The following is a 20958-nucleotide window of genomic DNA, read 5'->3' as shown; positions in this document are numbered from 1 at the left end:
TATCAATCCCCTCCTTTCCCGGTATTCTCGAAGTAATTATTCTTTTTCAGGAATTGTTCTGCAATTTTCTTTGGGTTCTTTCGTTCCACATCCATTTTATAATTCAATTCCTGCATTTCTTCCGTTGAAATCTGCCCGCTCAGCCGCTTCGTAATCTCACTTATTTCAGGATACTTTTCCAGAGTTTCATTGTTAATAACCGGTGACGCATCATATGGCGGGAAAAACTGCTTATCGTCTTCAAGCACTTTCAAGTTAAATTCCTTTATCCGGCCATCGGTTGAATACGCCAGAACAGCATCCATATTTCCGCTGGCAGCTGCCTGGTATACCAGACCAAGATTCATCGGGAAAACGTCGCCGAAGTCAAAGTAAGTCTTTTTAAACCCGTCATAGCCATCACCTTCCCGGTTAACCCAGGCGTTATTAACACCAAAACGCAGGTCGTCGGCGTACGGTTTAAGATCAGAAATCGTTTCAATATTATTTTCTTTAGCGAATTCCTGCGTTACAGCAATGGAATAACTGTTCGCAAACCCGTAAGTTTCCGCCCATGTCTGATTGAAACGGTCGTCGAACTCACGCGTAACGACTTCTAATGCCTTTTCCGGGTCCTTAATCGGATCCATTCCAAGCGCACCTGATATATCTGTCCCGGTATAACGTGTGCTTGATATATCAATATCGCCACGTTTCATACCCTGGTGCTGCACAATGGATGAACCTAGTTTTGTAACAAGGCTGGTATTAGCATCGGTTTCCCGTTCAATCATAATGGACAGCATTTCCGCCATAAGTTCGGATTCTGACTGTGTTAATGATCCGATTTTAATGGTATCCTTTGATGTTCCGGAAAGACCCGGCAATGTACATCCAGTTAGTGTTAAAATAAGAAGCAATAGAATGCTGCCCTTAAATAATGCGCTCTTCACCGTATTCACCTCCATTATTATGCTGCCTCCTGCGATTCACTTAACGCATTAGGTGTAAGGCTATTTTCCAGTACCGCAAGCGAGCGGTCCGCAATCACAGCCAAAATAGTCGCTGGAATCGTGCCTGCGAGGATTAATGATGGCTTGTACAGATTCAGCCCATCAAAAATAAAATCACCGAGACCGCCACCACCGATAAATGCTGCAAGTGCTGCCCAACCAATCAAATAAACAGTTGACAGCCGAATTCCGGCCATAATAACCGGAATGGACAGCGGCAGTTCCATTTTCACAATCGCTTGCCAGTTACTCATTCCCATACCTTTACCTGCCTCAACTACCCCTTTATCGACATCACGTATACCGATATAAGTGTTTCGCAATATCGGAAGTAGCGAATAAATGAATAAAGCGATAATTGCCGGTATTTTTCCAATGCCTACAATCGGTATAAAAAACGCCAAAATAGCAAGGCTCGGAATGGTCTGCAGGATACCAATGAACGAAATGAATCGATCAGCGAATTTGGGAACCCTTGAAAGGATAATGCCCATTGGTACCGCGACAAGTACACCAAGCAACATAGCTGCTAATGAAATATAGAAGTGTTCCCACGTTTTATTAACCAGTTCATTACCATGTTCTGCAAAAAATTCCATCATTGTCACTCACCTCCTATTGTGCTGTGGCCGCTATTTCATCCAGTTCCGTTCCATCGCCCCAAATCGTGTCATACACAATATTCGCAAGTGTTGCACGGGTGACAATCCCTTCCAAGTTCCGGTTTTCATCAACAACTGGAACATATTTCACACCGCGCCGCAGAATTTTGTGAACCGTGTCACGCAGCAGGCTATCCTCGGATACATAAAAAATATCTGTTTCCATTACCTCTTCAACACTATTTGCTTTTTTGTAATTAAGATTAATGGCCTCAACGTCCAGAAATCCTTGTAGCATATTGTCTGCGTCCACAACAAGCAGCGAATCAACATGCTTATCACGCATGGTGGCAATGGCAGATTTCAGTGTTGTACCGTTGTTTACTGTAACCGGATATCCATCCATAATCTGTCCGACCGTCGTAACATCTGGACGTCCTTGAATCAGCCGGTCTTTACCAAGAAATTCTTCCACGAATTCGTTCGCAGGGTTACGGAGAATCTCATCCGGGGTATCCGCCTGAACAACCTCTCCGTCTTTCATAATTACGATTCGATCACCAAGTTTCAAAGCCTCATCCATGTCATGCGTAACGAAAACGATTGTCTTATTCAATTCCTTTTGCAATTTCTTAAATTCCTCCTGCAATGAATCCCGTGTAATCGGGTCAAGCGCGCCGAAAGGTTCATCCATTAGAATCAACGGTGGGTTGACGGCAAGGGCACGCAGTACACCAATACGCTGCTGCTGTCCACCACTCAATTCATGCGGATATTTGTCCAAATATTCTTCAGGCATATCCACAAGCTTTAATAGTTCGCGTGCACGTTCATCTTTCTTTTCTTTAGACCATTTCAGAAGCGTACCGACAAGAACAATATTATCCTTAATGGTCATGTGCGGCATCAGGCCAATCTGCTGGATCACATAGCCGATGGATCGGCGCAGTTCAACCGCATTTTGCTCTTTTATATCTTTTCCATCTACGCAAATGCTGCCTCCGGTAATATCAATCAGCCGGTTAACCATTTTCATTGTCGTTGTTTTACCACAACCACTCGGGCCGATAAAACAAACAAACTCACCTTTATCTATATTTAAATTAAGATTTTTGACGGCCGATGTTCCGTCAGCATACTGTTTAGATACATTCTCAAACGCTAGCAATGCTTTACACCTCCATAAGTTTCTTTCGTCTCATCACTTGGTTAAGTATACGGCACTGGTAGCAACACAGAAAACAAGCATTTCAGTTCATAAACTTTTAAAAATCTATACATTTTTTATTGTATAAAGTTAATAAAGTTTATATCGTAGAATTGCTTTGATTTCCTCCCGATTTGATGTACATCTGATTGAAACGAGGGCAGGCTCCTTGTTTAGGACGTGACACAGGGATTTCATTATCGACCGTGTGATCTGCCTTATTAAACATCAACAGCACAACTGTAAATGGGATTTGTTCCTGAATATGATTGTTTTTCATTAAACTTTCACATACTTGCGCTATAATGGGAAACAAATGGAGGAATACAATGAACACATGGATGGTTAAAAATGTATCTATCATAATCGTAAGTTTGATTGGTGGGCTGATTTTCCACTATATTTCGAGTCCTTCCAAACAAGCGAGGAAAAAACAAGAGTTGGAAAGCATTACATCACTGCTCATCAATTTTATTTTATTTGTGTGGGTGGGAAAATTGTTAATCCACCTTCCCCTGTTTTTTACTAATCCACTGGCAGTATTGGCGTATCCAAGCAGTTCAACCGCTTTTATTATCGCGGTTCTGCTGACAACGATCAATATCATATATCAGGTTAAACGCAAATCGATGGATTATTCCGTTATTCTAGCATCCTTTGTACCGGTATTCCTTGGTTCAGCGTTCCTCTACGAATTTATTGACCTTGTCTGGCATGAAAATACGTTCGCATGGGGACATCAGGGGTTACTGCTGCTTTTAATCGTTGTCTTTTTGATAACGCATGAAAAATTATCACCCATTCTAATGGCATGCGTTATTTTAACCGGTTGGAGCGCTGGTCAGTTAATCATTGCCTATACGATGCCATATACGGCATTATATGGTTACACGATGCCGGAATGGTTTCTATTTCTTGTCTTCGCAACAAGCATCATCACATTTATTTATAACAGAAGGAGGATATCATAATGGCTGGAGCTTCAGATGTAACAATTTGGCTTGCATTGGGTGCAGGAATGTTGTCATTTTTGTCCCCTTGTACACTGCCAATTTTTCCGGCGTATCTATCTTACATAACCGGCATGAGTGTGAAAGAATTGGAAAACAACAGAGATATAAAAATTCGCAGTAAATTACTGATTCACTCCGTATTTTTCCTTATTGGCGTATCCCTTGTATTTATAGGGCTTGGTGTCGGTGTATCATTTCTTGGCCAATGGATTCAAGGACTTTTGACCGGGGATTCCGGCTTATTCCTGCAGCGTTTGGCGGGTATCTTTATTATTTTGATGGGCCTCTTTGTAGCTGGTTGGCTTAATATTACATCGTTTATGAAAGAAAAACGTTTCCGATTTACAAAAAAACCTGTCGGCTACGTGGGAACCATTTTCGTCGGTATCGGATTCGCGGCTGGCTGGACACCGTGTATTGGCCCAATTTTTGCCTCTATACTGGTTATTGCAGCCAGTAACCCAGGGCAAGGAACCTTATACACCATCATGTATGTCATTGGCTTTGCCGTGCCATTTCTCGTACTGACATTTTTCCTTGGCTCGACCCGCTGGATTGTCAGACAAAGCGAAAAGATTATGAAGATTGGCGGATCCATTATGATCTTTATGGGCGTCCTGCTTTTCACAGGACAGATGACACGCATTTCCAACCTGCTGCTCAAGTTGGTTCAGGATACATGGCTATCAAACTTAGGTTAATGGGAGGTTAAAATAATGAAAAAAACAGCGATTATTGTTGTACTAACAGGCATGTTTGTGTGGGCAGTCTATGATTTAGTAATCAGTAGTGATGATTCAAGCACAGCAGATGACAGTAGTTTCACCAGTGTTGAGGAAGGTACTCAGACAAATGATACTACCGAAGAAGAGGGCGATGCACCGGAGGACAGTGGCAACTCGGATACCGTCGGCCTTCAGAATGGAAACATTGCACCCGACTTTGAATTAAAAACACTCGAAGGAGAACAGGTTTTACTATCTGATTATCGCGGACAACGCGTTGTGCTGAATTTCTGGGCATCATGGTGCCCCCCATGCCAAGCGGAAGTGCCGGATTTACAGAAGTTTTATGAGAATAAAGACGTAGAAATCCTAGCGGTGAATCTTACTAAAACTGAAACCCGACGAAGCGATGTAACAGATTTTGTTGATGAGTACGGTATGACTTTTCCAATATTAATGGATGAAACAAGTGATGTAGCCAAAAATTATCAAATACAGCCCATACCAACATCGTACTTTATAAATTCCAAAGGTAGAATTCAATACAAGCGAATCGGTGCAATGAATTACGAAACGATGGTGCAGGAGTTTGAAAAGATGAAGTAATAAGTGGTTTTGGTTAACAAAGGCACAAGCGCCCTTGCAGACTAAGAACGCGACGTCCTGTACGTCGAAGCCGGATGTGGCCTTTCAAGTAAAAGTTATATCGCTAAAAATTTTATAGTTTCTTATCTTCTAAAATTGCACTGAGGTGTTCGAGATGAAACAGACCATTTTAGTGGTGGAAGACGATCAGATGATACGCGGATTGATACGGATGCATTTGGAAAAACATGATTATGACGTTGTGGAGGCATCAGACGGCGAAGAGGCACAACACGCGTACATCCAGTACGGTCCCTGTTTAATTATTCTTGATCTGATGCTTCCGAACATGAGCGGGGAGGCTTTTTGTGAATGGGTGCAATCCCGCCAACAGAATGAAACGTCGATTATCATGCTATCAGCAAAATCACGAGTCGATGACAAAATTGCCGGACTAAAAATGGGGGCTGACGATTATCTTACTAAGCCTTTTGAACCTGATGAACTTATAGCCCATGTCGAAGCAGTCCTGCGCCGGACAGGCCAGCACTGCCAAAAGATTGTGCATAACGGGTTATGTATCAAACCGCGAAAAGGAGAAGTCTTACTATATAATCAGGCAATCCAGTTGACAAAACATGAATTTAACCTTCTCTACTTTCTCATGCAGCACCCGGATATCGTGCATAATCGTGAACAACTGATTGACCAACTGTATCCGCACGCCGAAGATACAGTGCTTGATCGGACAATCGACGCGCATATTAAAAAGCTCCGGGAAAAAATAGAAACAAATCCGTCAACACCAGAACGCATCCTAACTGTCCGAGGAATGGGGTATAAATTTGCAAGTGGTTAAACGAATTTTGTCACTGCTGCCAAAAGGATTTCTGTGGAGGCTATCCGCACTGAATATCGTAATGATCGCTTCAGTTATTCTGCTAAGCGGCCTGGCTACCTATTATACTGCTTGTTCTCTTGTAGGTGCGATTAGCGATTTCAATAGTCAGCAGCAAAGCCTATTTAATCAAACATTGTTTAATTACTTGCTCATATTTGCCATTATGACGTTTATATTAGGCAGTCTGCTTCACTTTTACTCAACAAAAAAGTTAATCAAACCGATCAGAAACTTAATTGAAGCTACTATGCAATTAAAAAAGGGCAAATATCCGGAACCCACAGCGGAAACAGCACATGGAGAAGTTGGCGAATTGGTAACGCACTTTAATGGACTCATTCGTCAGCTGGAAGCCAACGAGGAAACTCGCCGGAAAATGATTTCCGATCTATCGCATGAATTGCGCACCCCGCTAACCAACTTGAACGGGTATCTGCAAGCATTGCGAGACGGGGATATGCAAGGAAGTCAAGCCTTGTATGAAGCGCTCCACAAAGAAACCAAGCATTTAATGGATTTGACAGAACAGATGGAAATGCTAAAAGAGTGGGGGGATATGTCCTCCCGTATTTACACCGAGTATAATAATGTCGATGTCGCAGAGCTCATAAAACAATGCACCGCTGTTTTTCAGTGGAAGCTGGAGCGAGAACACCTGGACATCTATGTTCATGCGGAATCTTGTGAGATGTCCGTTCACGCCAAAGGAATTCGGCAAGTTATCAATAATTTAATCGAAAATGCTATCCATTATCACAAGGGCGAAAACGAAAACACCATCCGTTTGGAGGGTAAAGTAGAATACGGCTATTATCACCTATCCGTAAGCGGTCCGAGTGAACGAATACCTGCAGAGGATCAGGAGCGGATATTCGAACGCTTTTATCGGAGCAATGACGCACGAAACCGACAATACGGAGGTAGCGGCCTTGGACTGGCTATAGCTAAAGAAATCATCGAGCAGCATAACGGTCGGATTGGTTTAACAACGAATGAGAGGTACAACACGTTCTGGTTCACACTTCCCATTTCCAGCATTGAAGGAGCAAACTGATTTAAGTATGAACCCTTTCCTCCTTTCACACCGGATTGTGATATTTTTTATTTAAAAATTATGAAAACCCCTTGTATTTGCTTGTAAATTTTGCTATGGTAAACTTAATTAAATAATCCTATTTCAATGTGATTGAAGTAAGGATAGAGGTGCAAAGACCATCAGTACACAAAAAGAGGGAAATGAGTCCCGTTGATGATTGTGGAAAGGGGAATTTGCCGAAGCTTCAAAGCGTCTCATTCTCTTTGAAGCTGGGACTGTGTTGAAGAAACGCAGTACTGTCATATAGGAAGTGAAACTATATGAAGGGCTATCTTACGTTTGCGGATAACAATGCTTTAACTGCAACAGCGAAGCCCTCGTTGTTGCTTTTTTGTGTTCGATTATCAAACAGTCCTTCACCATTCAAACGTAAAAATTTTTAAAGGATGTGAAGTGATGTATTTCGGTCAAGTATTAACCGCTATGGTTACCCCATTTGATCAGCACGGTGACATTGATTTTAACGCTACCAGGACACTTGTCAACCATTTAATTACTAACGGTTCGGAAGGATTAGTTGTAGCTGGCACAACTGGTGAGAGCCCTACGTTAACAACGGATGAAAAATTAGACTTATTTGCTTTTGTTGCCAAAGTAACTAATGGTAGGGTTCCTGTTATTGCCGGAACCGGCTCCAATAGCACAAAAGCGTCCATCCGTTTAACACAGCAGGCGGAAAGCACAGGGGTCGACGGTATTATGGTCGTAACACCTTACTATAACAAGCCTTCTCAAGAAGGAATGTTTCAGCACTTTCAAGCGATTGCCCAATCAACAACACTGCCTGTTATGCTATATAACATCCCTGGACGCAGCGTTGTGAACCTTTCTGTTGAAACAACCGTCAGACTTTCCAAGGTTCCTAATATTGTAGCAATCAAAGAAGCAAGTGGTGATTTGGATGCCATGACAAAAATAATTAGTCAAACGTCTCCTGAATTCACCTTATATACCGGGGAGGACAGCCTGACGTTACCAACGTTGGCTATCGGTGGAGCCGGAGTGGTGTCAGTTTCTTCCCATATTGTCGGGAATGAGATGCAGGACATGATTACCAGCTATAAGCATGGCAACGTTCAGGAAGCTGCATCGATCCATCAGCATATTCTTCCAATCATGAAAGCCATGTTTGCACAGCCAAGCCCATCACCGCTTAAAGAAGCCCTCAACATGCAAGGAGTTACGGTCGGCAATGTACGCCTGCCAATGATTCCCCTAAACGAAGAGGAAAAAAGGGCGTTACATCAACTGCTGCAGTCCTATGTGAAAAAAGTTAGTTAATGAGTGATAAGCCGGTTTGTGTCTGTACAAACCGGCTTGTTATTTTGCTATTTGGTCAGCTTGTAAATACCATATACTGAACGACAAAATAGCCGGTTATAATCAGCATAGAAGGAATGCTGTAGGTCATTGCGGATTGCGAACGTTTCCGCGTTAGAGCCCCAATAACAACCAAGACAAGTATCATCCCACCAATCACGGACAGTACAAGTGACCTGCTTCCATCAGCTAACATCGATCCTTCTCTGTAAACCACATCTGATAAGGCAAGAATCAGCATGTTCATCATATTACTGCCAAGAATAGCGCCGACGGCTAAATTCACATTTTTCAACCTTAGTGCTGCTAAGACCGACACCCCTTCCGGCAAGGAGGTTGTTGCAGCTATGAGAAAACTGCCAACAAAACTGGAACCCATTCCGGTCATAACAGCAATTTGGTCCCCCGTCACCGAAAGCAGTGTTCCTGTTCCTAGGATAATCAATGCCGACACAACAAAACCCGCGAATGCATGTCCAACAGAAATGGACTCTTTGTCTCCGCTCGAATCTTGTGCATCAGCTGTTTCTTCGTGATGGAGAGCAGGCGGTGGCAGTTTACTGATGACCACCATACCGACAATATAAACAATTATAATCAGTAATGCGTCCACACCTATTTCGGCTATAGTATAATCCACACGTAACATCAGTGCCAATGAAACCAACATCATCAGTATGAACCCTAACGATGCTGTATATTTATGATTCCTGCTGGCAAGGTGAAATAGTTGCTGCCTTCTATAAAACAAATCGAAAGCGCCAAGTATGAATACGTTAAAAAGATTGGATCCAACCATATTCCCAATCGCTATATCAATATTATCAATCATTACCGCCGAAAAACTGGTGGTCACTTCCGGAAGCGATGTCGCACCAGCTAGCAGAATCGTTCCAACAGCCATACCGCCCATCGCCGTTTTTTCACTGATAACATCCGCATATCGTGATAATTTTCTCGCCGTAAAAACCGTTACCGCAGCTGCTAATACGAACCATACATATACCACCGTAACAACTCCTTCAACTAGCAGACCTATGTAACCCTGCAGAGGTTTTCCCTAACGAACATCTTACTACAGATTTAATCGTATAACTAACCAAAATTGCTCCGGATACAATAGATAGCTATTATAATTATGTTGGTTAGCCAAGAAATGAGAGTGGATAAGCTGTTTTATTTGTGAGCGTATTTTAAATTGGCTAAAATGAAGCAGTTAGCATTATGAAGACAGGGAGGGTGAATTCCATGCTCAAAACGTATATGTGGCTGACATTCTGTGTGACCGCCTGGGGAAGCAATTTTGTCTTCGGGAAAATACTTGTAAATGACTTCTCGCCAGCCGTTCTAACATCACTCCGATTATTGTTCATCGTCCTTTTCCTAATTATATTTATTTTACCAACACAAGGACTTCGGAAAATTTCAATCCGTGATTGGGCATGGATCTTTCTGCTTGGTGTCGTCGGGGTATTTATCAATCAGCTAACATTTTTTAAAGGACTCGTGACGGCAGATTCCACCTCTTCGGCACTGATTCTTGCCACAGCTCCTATATTGACAGGATTTTTAGCATCTGCCTTTCTGAAGGAAACATTCACATCACGTATGCTCTTTGGATCCGTTGTGGCGATTATTGGTATTTATTTTGTGGTGACCAAAGGAGGAGCGACACTCTATTTTGAACCAGGTTTATTGTGGATTGTCGGCACAATGGTGTCATTTGCCATTCTGATTATTATTACACGTATGTTGTCACAACGCGTAAGTCCTGTCATCACAACGTTTTATTCCAATGTCACGGGTTTTATTGTGTCATTACCTTTCGTATTTGTCATGGATGATCCCGTGGAACTGAGCGAGGATTGGCAAGGCTGGGGACTTCTGATCGTGACAGCAATTGTAGTTCATGGCATCGCAACACTGATATGGAATCAAAACATCCGTTATGCCGATGCATCCAAGGCCTCCATTTTATCCAACCTGGAGCCGTTCATTGCGATGATCATGGGAGTTATTTTGCTGCAAAAACCAATCACCACTCCGGAAATAATTGGTTCACTGTTTATTGTTGGCGGTGTAATGTTTGCGACCTACCAACGCCGGAAACGAAGCCGTCAAGTGCTGCGGGAGTAACTGGTTTCCAGCCTACACTTCAGTGGTTACAATCAAACCCTTCGCCAACAACCGCTCTTATTCGGCATCTATTATCACGTAAGAACCCGCCTTGTTCCTGCTTTCACTGCGGTTATTCTTAGGATTGGTCACAATGCTGCTAACGCCGCTCCTAAATTGGCCCGACTACACACCCTTACATAGCACTTTACTTATCACTTAAATAATTATAATTAATTTTACCTATAGTTAAAATTTTACTATTATAATAATAAGAGATGTAACACGGAATATTGAACAGTATTTCCTAGTAGCACATTTGTAAGATCAAGAGAAAAACGTAAGCCGATTTCATCTATTGGCGGAAGGTAGGTGTGTATCATTGACTATATTATAAAGGGGTTTGTCAAGTTCACCGTGGCTAACGCTATAGTAATCCTTGCCATTATACTTTTTCCTGTATTTTAGTAACTGATGGTGTACCACTGTTTGGCGTTGTGATGGATTTTCTGTTTAGGACTAAAGAATAAATTCAATCGGATTATCATATTAAATTATTTACAGGTGTCATAAGTTTGAGAAAGGTTGCTGATCTAATGACAAATGGATTATTAATTACTATTATCGTAATCATAGGAGCGGCGCTTGTTGTACCGCTATATTTTTTTCTACGTATCTATTCCCACGATGTAAAACAGAAACAACATTCTATATTAAGAAACTTCCCTGTGTTGGGAAAGGTTCGCTATATCCTAGAAAAGGTAGGTCCGGAATTTAGACAATATTTATTTCATAACAACAATGAGGGAAGGCCGTTTAACCGGAGAGAGTTTGAGTATGTATATAAAGCAGCCAAATATAATGATCGGATGATTGGTTATGGATCAGAGCGCCCATACAATGAAGAAGGAATGTATATCGTCAACAGTATGTTTCCTAAGCAACAGGAAGAAATGAAAATCGACCAATTCCCAAAAATTAATACTAGATTATACAAAATAGATAATGAAAACTTATTTAGTCGTAAGGAACACACGGAAAAAGGCGATTTAGACCCTTTTTACTTAGCCGAGGATGACACTATTATTCTTGGTAAGCATACCGTTAGAAACCCATTTACAATTAAGGGGTTCATCGGACAATCCGCCATGAGCTATGGTTCATTAGGAGATCATGCAATTACAGCCTTGTCAAAAGGGTTGGGGCTTGCTGGAGGAACATGGATGAATACAGGAGAAGGTAGTGTCTCGCCTTATCATTTGGCTGGTGATGTTGACATGATCATGCAAGTCAGCTCTGGGTTATTCGGTGTACGTACGGTTGATGGAGCATTTTCCTGGGAAGCATTTAAACAAAAAAGTGAAATAAAACAAATAAAGGCATTTGAATTAAAGCTAGCCCAAGGCGCAAAACAGCGAGGCGGTCATGTTGATGGTAAGAAGGTGACAGAGGAAATAGCTGAAATTCGCCACGTCACACCATGGGAGACAATCAATAGTCCCAATCGTTTTCATGAATTCGATGATGCTAGAGGCTTATTAGCGTTTCTAGATAGAATGCGGGATGTCGGCGGCAAACCAGTGGGAACTAAGATTGTAATCGGTGATGAAGCACAAATTGAAGACTATGTTAAGACCATGAAAGAATTAGATATCGTACCCGATTTTATAACATTAGATGGTGGAGATGGTGGTTCAGGTGCAACCTACTATGGATTAGCAGAGGCAGTTGGCTTACCAACATTTGCAGGACTACCATTACTTGATGATATGTTAAAAAAATATGGTTTACGTGATCGCACCCATATTATTGCCTCCGGGAAATTATTGACACCGGATAAAATAGTAATGGCTTTAACACTAGGTGCTGACATGGTTAATATTGCCCGTGGCTTTATGTTAAGTGTAGGGTGCATTATGGCGCAGGTTTGTCATACAAATAAATGCCCTGCCGGTGTTGCTACAACAGATCCTAAATTACAAAATGGATTAAGTGTCGAAGAAAAGAAATTCCGCGTATGTAACTATTTAATCGCATTGCGGCAAAGTGTTTTTGAAATGGCTGCGGTAGCCGGAATTGATTCCCCACGAAAGTTTGACAGAGAACACATCGTATATAAAGATCGATTTAACGCAGTAACTAAAATGAATAATTATTCCGGAATAAGTTAATGTTCAAACATAAAAATGGAGAATGCCATTGCAGTCGTGGCATACTCCATTTTATTTTTCACTATTGCAGCGCTCCGTTAACCTATATCTTTTGTATAACTCAAGTTCTGCGCTGTAGTCGGCTTGTACAATACAGAGATGACTAACCCGACCATACATCCAAGCAAAGCGGGTAGTATCCAACCGACTCCTGCCTGATATAGTGGGATATATGCTAATAGTTCATCTAATGAATCACGTAAAAAGATATGGTTTATTGTTTCAGTCAAGCTGAATAAACCTGTAAACACAATGGTTGAAAGATAGACTGACCGGGCAATGTTCCCAAGCAATCCTAGTATAATGAGAACAACAGCTATCGGGTAGATTGCACCCAATATTGGTTCTGAGACTGCTAGAATTTGATTCAATCCCAAATTTGCTACGCCCAGACTGGCAATGGTCATTACCACTGTCCAAGCTTTATAAGAAAGGACAGAAAAAATCCCGGAAAAAAATTGACTACATGAAATAACCAAACCAATCGAAACACATAAACAAGCTAACGTGAATAACAGACCTAATAACGCCGTTCCCATTTGGCCAAATAACGCGTTCATGACAATCGTTAACACTTGCGCGCCATTTTCTGCCTCCCCTATTGTAGAGCTGGAAGCACCAAGATAACCCAGAATACTATAAATAGAAGCCAGTAACGCTCCGGCGCCAAGTCCTGCAACTATCATATACTTAGAAATGAATGACGAACGTGTTATACCTTTGGAACGAATAGTATTAACTACGACAATCCCAAAAACAAGTGCAGCTAGGGCATCCATCGTTAAATACCCATCCAAAAAACCTTGAAAAAAAGAATGCTTATCATAGGTGGCATTCGGCGTTTTGAACGACCCGATAGGTGTGACAACAGCTTTGATAAAAATGATGAAGATTAACGTTAACAGTATAGGCGTGAGTAATTTACCAAATCGGTCCACAAGCTTAGATGGTGATAAACTTAAGCCTAGTACGATTGAGAAAAATAGAATAGTATATAGAAACAGCATCATTGGCTTATCCGCTAAATCTGCTGGCAAAAATGGACTCATTCCCATTTCATAAGCAATCGTTCCTGCCCTTGGGATTGCTAGGCCTGGACCAATCGAAAGGTAGATTAAAATCGGAAAAACAAGTGCAAACCAAGGATGAACCCGGGAACATAACGTGTTCAGGCTACCAACCTTCCCAACCGTGATTACTCCCAGAATAGGTAATCCTACAGCTGTAATAATAAAGCCACTAAGGGAAACCCACATCTCCATTCCGGCCGAACGCCCTAAGAAAGCTGGAAAAATTAAGTTTCCCGCTCCAAAAAACATGGAAAATAACATAAGACTAATGAACATGAGTTCTTTATATGTCAGCTTATTCATCCTTCTCTCCTTTCCAAAAGTGAATTAGAAGAATTATAACAATTGAAGGATATAAAAGCCACATATATAAAAATAGAGTGAATAGCAAGTTTTTTTGGTTTTCTTTATTGAAAGATTTATTTGAACACACCTTGGAACACTATCGTCTATACTAATCAACATCCATCAGGTCCACAAACTATTCCTTTAAAGTTTATTTCCTTTTTGTTTAGAAATTTCATTGTTAACTATCTCCTTTAAGTCTTCTTGAGGCAAATCTGTTTTTATATCCCATGTTACTTGTTTAAGGAGATTCATCCACCATCTAATCTAAAACTCATTTTAATAAAAAAACCTATTTTGAGATATTCAAACTCAAAATAGGTTTTTAACAATTATTTTTCACTTAAAACGGTCTTCGCAATATTACCGTCAAGCTCCTCAAACTCATCCAAGCCGTTTATTTCGTATAACTCTTGCCGTGTTTGCATATCATCAAGGCAATTCTTCTGTGTGCCTTCCTCCATGATTGCCTGGAACACCCGTTCATATGCCTTGGCAGCTACCCGCAATGACGTGACCGGATAAATCACCATGCTGTAGCCCATATCCTGAAATTCCTCTGCTTTGTAATATGGTGTTTTCCCAAATTCCGTCATATTGGCAAGTAGCGGAACATCGATTTTTGATGCAAATAAACGGAATTCCTCTTCTGTCTGTAATGCTTCCGGAAAAATTGCGTCGGCACCTGCTTCGATATACGCTTCCGCCCGTTCAACAGCTGAATCCATTCCTTCAACAGCCTTGGCATCCGTCCGAGCAACAACAACAAGAGAAGGTGCTGTCTTTTTAATAGCTTGGATTTTTTGGGCCATCTCTTCTTTTGTCACTAACTGTTTTCCATTCAAATGTCCACATTTTTTTGGAAGCTGCTGATCTTCTATCTGAACCGCAGCCACTTTTGCTTCATACATTTCAGCTGCTGTACGCGCGACATTTAAAACGCCCCCGAAACCAGTATCTATATCGACCAATACCGGTAGATTGGCAGCGCGGATTAGTTCTTTGGCCCGTCCTGCCGTTTCCGTTGAGGTAACGATTCCCAAATCAGGAAAACCGAGACTTGCAGTATATGCCCCCCCAGATAAATAAAGGGATTGAAAACCTGACTTTTTTGCCACCAGCGCGGCCATGGCGTCATGGGCACCGGGAATCTGTAAAATTTCCTCCTTCCTGATCAGTTCTTTAAATTGATCTGCTAATTCCTCCTGTGTTGCGGACTGATCAACTATCCATACCATGTCTTTTCTTCCTCCTTCTCACTTTACAAAAACGCCGGACTCGCCTTGTCTGATAGCGAGTGCCGAAATTATTCTTAAAAGGTCATCCATCAGTTTATACTGACGTTGGAACAAAAAGTTCCATAAATTCGTTGACTTTCATCGTTGAAAGTTTTTTATAATCATAACTTACTTCTTCTATTTCCTGCAATTGCTTTTTTGAATATTTGGTTGCCAGATTGTTTACATACTTTTTTCTTAATGCCGGCATTGCCTCATCTCTGCGGAATCTGTGGCCCAATGGGTATTCATACTCCACATTATCAGTTACCGTGCCATCATGAAAATGAACTTGCACCGCATTGGCGATTGAGCGTTTATCCGGATCAAGATAATCTTTTGTGTATGCCTCGTTTTCTGTCAGAACCATTTTTTCACGCAATTGGTCAATCATTGGATCAGCGGCCGCCCAGTCTTCATAATCTTCCGCCGTAATCGTACCCTTTATTAGCCCTACAGCTGTAATGTACTGGATACAATGGTCTCGGTCTGCTGGATTATAAAGTGGCCCCTGTTTATCGATAATTCTGATTGCGGATTCATGTGTCGTGATAGTTATCTTATCGATTTCATCCAGTCTGCCTTTAACCTGTGGGTACAGGTCTACAGCGGCTTCAGCAGCGGTCTGAGCATGAAATTCAGCTGGAAAAGATACTTTGAACAATACATTTTCCATAACATAACTGTTCAATGGCTGCGGCAATACAAGTTCCTGTTTATTAAATAATACATCCTGAAAACCCCATCCAGGTGCGGATAATGGCGTTTCATAACCCATTTCTCCTTTGACAGCCATCATTGCCAAACGAACTCCCCTGCTAGTGGCATCTCCTGCCGCCCACGATTTGCGGGAGCCGGTATTCGGTGCATGACGGTATGTGCGTAGGCTGGAATTATCAATCCATGCATGAGATAATGCGTTGATAATTTCCTGTTTGCTGCCACCTAACATTTTTGTAACGACGGCGGCTGTGGCCACTTTCACGTATAATACATGATCAAGCCCAACACGATTCAAACTGTTTTCCAGAGCAAGGATACCTTGGATTTCATGTGCCTTAATCATCATCTCCAGCACTTCCCGAACAGTTACCGGATCTTGTCCCTTTTGAATGCGCTCCCTGCTGACATAATCAGCAACGGCTAGGATTCCTCCTAGATTATCGGAAGGGTGTCCCCATTCAGCGGCCAGCCATGTATCGTTGTAATCCAACCAGCGGATCATAGCACCAATATTGAATGCACCCTGCACCGGATCAAGCACATAAGATGTTCCTGGAACACGCGTCCCATTTGGCACCATTGTCCCCGGCACGATCGGTCCCATAAGTTTTGTACATTCAGGATAATTTAATGCAAGTATCCCGCATCCTAACGTATCAATCAATACATAATGGGCAGTCTTAAATGCTTCTTCACTTAATATCTCTTTATGCATCACATAATCAGCGATCTCATCCAAAATCGCATCTGCAACAGGTTTTTCTTGTACTTTTTCCATCAACAAACTTCCTTTCACCAGATGTTTTCATTTTGTATGCTATACTGAAATAGTAGCAAATTACTCATATCGTGCTCCGGTATATTTCACCCTTGGCCTGAACAAACGATTGTTTTCATGCTGTTCGATAATGTGCGCACACAAACCTGCCGTTCTCGAACTAAAGAAGATTGGTGTATACAAGGCAATCGGAATACCGAGCATCCAATAAACCGGAGCGGCATAGTAATCAAGATTCGGATACAAACCTTTTTCCTCCGCCATCAGCTTCTCTCCTGCTTCACACATGTCAAGAAGCAGTGAATCACCTTTAAGATCACACAACTGCTTCAGAGATTGTTTCATCATGGATGCCCTTGGGTCCATCTTCTTCATATAAACACGATGTCCAAAACCCATGATTTTTTCTTTTTGTTTCAACTTGTCTCGGAGCAATTCCTCAAACTCGCTTACGGAACCTGCTTCATTCAACATGTGCATCACCGCTTCATTCGCACCGCCATGCAAATTCCCTTTCAAGGAGGCAACCGCTCCGGATAACGCACCATACATATCAGCGTTTGTGGAGGCAATTACTCTTGAAGTAAATGTTGAATTAGGCATTTCATGTTCACTATACAATAGAAGTGAACGATCAAAAATCTCTGCTTGCATTTGGGTAGGTTTATTGCCTGTAATCATATATAAAAAGTTGGCACTGTATGACAGCTGCGGATCCGGCTCTATCGCTTCCTGCTGATTCAAAATCCGGTAACTGTTCACTGTAATCGCCGGAAGCTGCCCCAAAAGTTCGTAAGCCCTATTTTTATTCGCATCCAACGACCGATCATCAAGCGATTTATCGTACCCCGCCAAGACGGATATCGCAGTCCGCTGTCCATCCATCGGGTGCGTTTCTTTCGGCAATAACTTAAGTATATCCGTGACGGTTGGAGGTACATCGTAATTTTTCTTCAATTTTAACTCAACCGCCTGTCTCTCTGCATCAGTCGGCATCGTTCCCTCCAGCAGCAAGTAAACCAAATCAGCATAGGTTTTGCTCGCTGATAAATCAATCAAATCATAGCCCCTGATAACGATCTTCTCCTTTTCCGTATCCAAAAGAGAGATTCCTGTCTCAGCAGCAACAACCCCTTCTAACCCTGGAACAAATGTATCCTGTGCTTTCATGATAATCCCCCTTGTATTTGATAGATTATCTTTCTATTACCATATCCTAGACCTACATTCATCTGAAAATTTGTACATATTATGCTTTTATTATACAATTAAACTAGCAATTAGGAAAATACATAATTTTAATCATTGGGCATAGATCTTTTCAATATCAGATTAAGATATGGTTGATAGAAAAGGGTGGACGGGCGGACCGCCTGTTCACTCGGAGCATAAGGAGGTCTCATCGTGAAATTTCAAGATTGGGAAATGCTTGACGCATTATATGCAACAGAAAACATTACACAGGCGGCAAAGCGGTTGTTCTTATCTCAACCCACATTGACATCGCGCATACAGAGTCTGGAAGCATATTACGGGGTAAAACTTATTATTCGCAAGCAACGTGGGATAACGTTCACACCTGAGGGAGAAGAGCTTGCTCACCATGCCAGAAAAATGCTGCATGAACAAATAAGAATCGAGGAAAAACTGCATAACATGAAACAGCAAGTTGCCGGAACATTAAGAGTCGGAGCTTCTAATTTCTTCGCGCGAAACAAAATGCCCAAATTACTGCGCCTGTTTAAACAGAAATATCCGAATGTGGAGTTCCAGGTCGTAACCGGCTGGAGCAGTGAAATGCACCGGCGCATCTTAAATCATGATGTGCACATCAGCTTCATCAAAGGGGACTACAGCTGGCATGACCGAAAAGAATTACTTTATGAAGAAGAAATATGCATCGCCTCTCCGTGGGAATTCACATGGGAAAGTCTTCCTGAAATGCCACGGATTGATTATCATACTGATGAAAAAATGCGGAATATCGTTGATAACTGGTGGTACAGCCAATACAAACAAAATCCGGATATCAATATCTGGGTGAGCCAGGTGGAAACCTGCAAGGAAATGATTGTCAATGGGTTAGGCTATGCCATATTGGCCAATCTTGTCGTACGCCCCCATCCGGAACTCGTGACCAAGCCGCTGTATCATCCCACAGGTGACATCATTACGCGCAAGACATGGATGTATTATCAGGAAGACTCCATGCAAATGAATATCGTGAAAGCATTTGTTGATTTTATCCGAACATTAGATGTGAAATCGCTGTAGGCCAGCCCATCAAGGGGTGTCCCATGACGAGGTAAAGGGACAACTGGAGGCATTATAGCTTTCCTTAGACCACCGGGGGTTGATTATTAATTTACTATTGTTATGATAGTAGATGTGTGTCAGTGGAAACAGTCTTTTAACAAAAACAACTAATTTGTGAATTGATGCACAAATTATAGGGGGACATGGTATGAATAGCTAAAAAAACAAAGAGGAGTTGATATGCATGAGTGAAAAAGTAGCTACAAACTATGAAGCGGATACTGATTACTCATTGAATAAAGTACCTCGTGAGAAAAGGAATATGGGCTGGTTAAGTATTACGAACATTACATTTGGTATCGCCACCGCCATTTTTTATTTTCAAATGGGAAGTGTTATGGCACTTCAGTTCGGGGCAGCCAACGCCATAATTTCGGCTATATACGCCATTATTGTTGCAGGTATTTTAGGTACATTCATTGCCTATCTTTCAGCAAAGTCCGGTATGAATGTCAATTTGCTGTCGCGCGGCGGTGGATTCGGTTATATTGGGGCATCGCTTACCTCACTAATATACGCATCCAATTTTATTATGTATTGTGCGTTCGAAGGATTAATTTTGGTTTCCGCGATTCACACTTTCTTTCCCGCCATACCTGAATGGACGTTAATCGTCTTCTTCGGATCAATCGTTATCCCACTGAATTGGTTCGGTATTAAACAGTTAGACAAATTACAAAAATGGTCTTTACCGATCTTCGGAATTTTTCTGGTTACAGCAATTATCGTGTCCATCTTTACACCCCCTGTTAATGATGGTTCTATTCTAGCGTTTATGCCAAAAGGCGTTCAGTTAGGCGGAGAAGCGCTATTGCTTTGTATGGGAATGCACCATGGAATAATGGGACTGACAGCATTGTTAGCGTCAGACTATGCCCGATTCCTAAAACCGAAAGATATTAAAATTGGTTCAGTAGCCATTGGCTTTATACCACAGATTTTTTGCTTTGGTATCATGGGTGGCCTTGGTATTTGGTTTGGCGTTCGCCTTGGCGAGGCAAACCCGGGAGTTTATATTGTGCTTCTGCTAGGAATCGGCGGAGCATTGTTTACCATGTTAACGCAAATAAGAATTAATATTACAAACATCTATAGTGGTTCTCTATCACTTTCCAATTTTTTCGAGAATATCTTTAACTTTACCCCCGGAAGACGTTTTTGGGTAGTCGTTTCCGGTGTTACTGCGATGGTTCTTATGCTAGGCGGCATCGTCGATTATCTGGACAAGGTGATGACATTTCAAGGCGTCTTTTTATTAGTCTGGGCCGCTATTTTAGTTAGTGATGCATTGTTTGTTAAAAAACTACTGAAAATCGGTCCTAATTATTATGAAGCCAGACAGGAATTCCTGCATAAATGGAATCCCGTTGGTGTGGTCTCTCTGCTTATTTGCAGTGGTTTGGGAACAATAGCAGCACTAGGCTACATGGGGGCATTTCTGCAAAATACAGCAGCCATTTTCGCAGCAATTCTCGCGGCAATCCTAACCGTTCTACTGGCTTTAGCTACAAAAGGAATGTATTACCTTACAGAGGAACCACAAGATATACATGAGGATGATAAGCTTTCCTCTTAGGGTACATGGAAGCATGAATAGCCTCTAAATAACGCTGCTGTCTCTGTGGCGCTTATACTGAAAACCCCTGCACCAAATAACTTGGCTGCAGGGGTTTCGTTTAACTC

General features: G+C 41.8%; 18 protein-coding genes and 1 riboswitch. Of the genes, 10 read left to right on the top strand and 8 right to left on the bottom strand.

Annotated features, from left to right (window positions below):
* Positions 1-2 precede the first annotated feature (2 nt).
* Genes FFL34_RS12065 through FFL34_RS12055 form a run of 3 tightly spaced genes read right to left on the bottom strand, consistent with a single transcriptional unit; the run spans position 3 to position 2762 of the window.
* Entirely contained in the window at positions 3-947 is a 945-nt protein-coding gene (locus tag FFL34_RS12065; RefSeq protein ID WP_138603649.1) for an osmoprotectant ABC transporter substrate-binding protein, read from the bottom strand.
* 2 nt (positions 948-949) lie between these two features.
* Positions 950-1594 carry an ABC transporter permease gene (locus FFL34_RS12060; RefSeq protein ID WP_138603648.1) on the bottom strand — a complete coding sequence of 215 codons (645 nt, stop codon included), beginning with the start codon at positions 1592-1594 and terminating at the stop codon, positions 950-952.
* Between the two features lie 13 nt (positions 1595-1607).
* Entirely contained in the window at positions 1608-2762 is a 1155-nt protein-coding gene (locus FFL34_RS12055; RefSeq protein WP_138603647.1) for a betaine/proline/choline family ABC transporter ATP-binding protein, read from the bottom strand.
* A 368-nt stretch (positions 2763-3130) separates the two neighbouring features.
* Between FFL34_RS12055 and FFL34_RS12050 the strand changes: the two genes are divergently transcribed.
* The 6 genes from FFL34_RS12050 (at position 3131) to dapA (ending at position 8402) form a co-directional block, all read left to right on the top strand.
* Positions 3131-3772, top strand: coding sequence for a hypothetical protein (locus FFL34_RS12050; RefSeq protein WP_138603646.1), 642 nt, complete (start codon positions 3131-3133; stop codon positions 3770-3772).
* A complete protein-coding gene (locus tag FFL34_RS12045) occupies positions 3772-4515 on the top strand; it encodes a cytochrome c biogenesis CcdA family protein (protein WP_138603645.1) in 744 nt (247 codons plus the stop codon). The genes FFL34_RS12050 and FFL34_RS12045 overlap by 1 nt, the downstream gene beginning before the upstream one ends.
* Before the next feature lie 15 nt (positions 4516-4530).
* Complete coding sequence (locus tag FFL34_RS12040; RefSeq protein ID WP_138603644.1) at positions 4531-5145, top strand: peroxiredoxin family protein; 615 nt, start codon at positions 4531-4533, stop codon at positions 5143-5145.
* A 154-nt stretch (positions 5146-5299) separates the two neighbouring features.
* On the top strand, positions 5300-5983 hold the full coding sequence (locus tag FFL34_RS12035) for a response regulator transcription factor (protein WP_138603643.1): 684 nt from the start codon (positions 5300-5302) through the stop codon (positions 5981-5983).
* Positions 5976-7079 carry a sensor histidine kinase gene (locus FFL34_RS12030; protein WP_234031563.1) on the top strand — a complete coding sequence of 368 codons (1104 nt, stop codon included), beginning with the start codon at positions 5976-5978 and terminating at the stop codon, positions 7077-7079. The genes FFL34_RS12035 and FFL34_RS12030 overlap by 8 nt, the downstream gene beginning before the upstream one ends.
* 136 nt (positions 7080-7215) lie before the next feature.
* Positions 7216-7400: riboswitch (Lysine riboswitch) on the top strand.
* Between the two features lie 117 nt (positions 7401-7517).
* Positions 7518-8402 carry a 4-hydroxy-tetrahydrodipicolinate synthase gene (gene dapA / locus FFL34_RS12025; protein ID WP_138603641.1) on the top strand — a complete coding sequence of 295 codons (885 nt, stop codon included), beginning with the start codon at positions 7518-7520 and terminating at the stop codon, positions 8400-8402.
* A gap of 55 nt (positions 8403-8457) precedes the next feature.
* Here dapA and FFL34_RS12020 read toward each other — a convergent pair whose 3' ends face one another.
* Complete coding sequence (locus FFL34_RS12020) at positions 8458-9450, bottom strand: sodium:calcium antiporter (protein ID WP_138603640.1); 993 nt, start codon at positions 9448-9450, stop codon at positions 8458-8460.
* A 239-nt stretch (positions 9451-9689) separates the two neighbouring features.
* Between FFL34_RS12020 and FFL34_RS12015 the strand changes: the two genes are divergently transcribed.
* Both FFL34_RS12015 and FFL34_RS12010 read left to right on the top strand, forming a co-directional pair.
* Positions 9690-10577 (top strand): DMT family transporter, encoded by an 888-nt coding sequence (locus FFL34_RS12015; protein WP_138603639.1) that lies wholly within the window; start codon positions 9690-9692, stop codon positions 10575-10577.
* A 575-nt stretch (positions 10578-11152) separates the two neighbouring features.
* Positions 11153-12727: an FMN-binding glutamate synthase family protein gene (locus FFL34_RS12010; protein ID WP_138604734.1), complete on the top strand. Its 1575-nt coding sequence runs from the start codon at positions 11153-11155 to the stop codon at positions 12725-12727.
* A 77-nt stretch (positions 12728-12804) separates the two neighbouring features.
* Here FFL34_RS12010 and brnQ read toward each other — a convergent pair whose 3' ends face one another.
* From brnQ to mmgD, 4 genes are all read right to left on the bottom strand, one after another.
* Positions 12805-14139 (bottom strand): branched-chain amino acid transport system II carrier protein, encoded by a 1335-nt coding sequence (brnQ, locus tag FFL34_RS12005; RefSeq protein ID WP_138603638.1) that lies wholly within the window; start codon positions 14137-14139, stop codon positions 12805-12807.
* Positions 14140-14513: 374 nt separating this feature from the next.
* Positions 14514-15419, bottom strand: a complete 906-nt coding sequence (gene prpB, locus FFL34_RS12000; RefSeq protein WP_138603637.1) for a methylisocitrate lyase — start codon at positions 15417-15419, stop codon at positions 14514-14516.
* 94 nt (positions 15420-15513) lie between these two features.
* Positions 15514-16959, bottom strand: coding sequence for a bifunctional 2-methylcitrate dehydratase/aconitate hydratase (locus FFL34_RS11995; protein WP_138603636.1), 1446 nt, complete (start codon positions 16957-16959; stop codon positions 15514-15516).
* A gap of 60 nt (positions 16960-17019) precedes the next feature.
* The gene (gene mmgD / locus FFL34_RS11990; RefSeq protein ID WP_138603635.1) at positions 17020-18129 is read right to left on the bottom strand and encodes a citrate synthase; all 1110 of its coding nucleotides are present in this window, start codon (positions 18127-18129) and stop codon (positions 17020-17022) included.
* Between the two features lie 234 nt (positions 18130-18363).
* Here mmgD and FFL34_RS11985 point away from each other — a divergent pair, with 234 nt between their 5' ends.
* Positions 18364-19233, top strand: coding sequence for a LysR family transcriptional regulator (locus tag FFL34_RS11985; RefSeq protein ID WP_138603634.1), 870 nt, complete (start codon positions 18364-18366; stop codon positions 19231-19233).
* Between the two features lie 226 nt (positions 19234-19459).
* The gene (locus FFL34_RS11980; RefSeq protein ID WP_138603633.1) at positions 19460-20851 is read left to right on the top strand and encodes a purine-cytosine permease family protein; all 1392 of its coding nucleotides are present in this window, start codon (positions 19460-19462) and stop codon (positions 20849-20851) included.
* Positions 20852-20958 lie beyond the last annotated feature (107 nt).

Origin of the sequence: Lentibacillus cibarius (assembly GCF_005887555.1) — a bacterium.
Lineage (GTDB): Bacteria > Bacillota > Bacilli > Bacillales > Amphibacillaceae > Lentibacillus > Lentibacillus cibarius.
The sequence above is the reverse complement of the archived record's forward strand: the minus strand, read 5'-3'. Positions and strand labels throughout refer to the sequence as shown.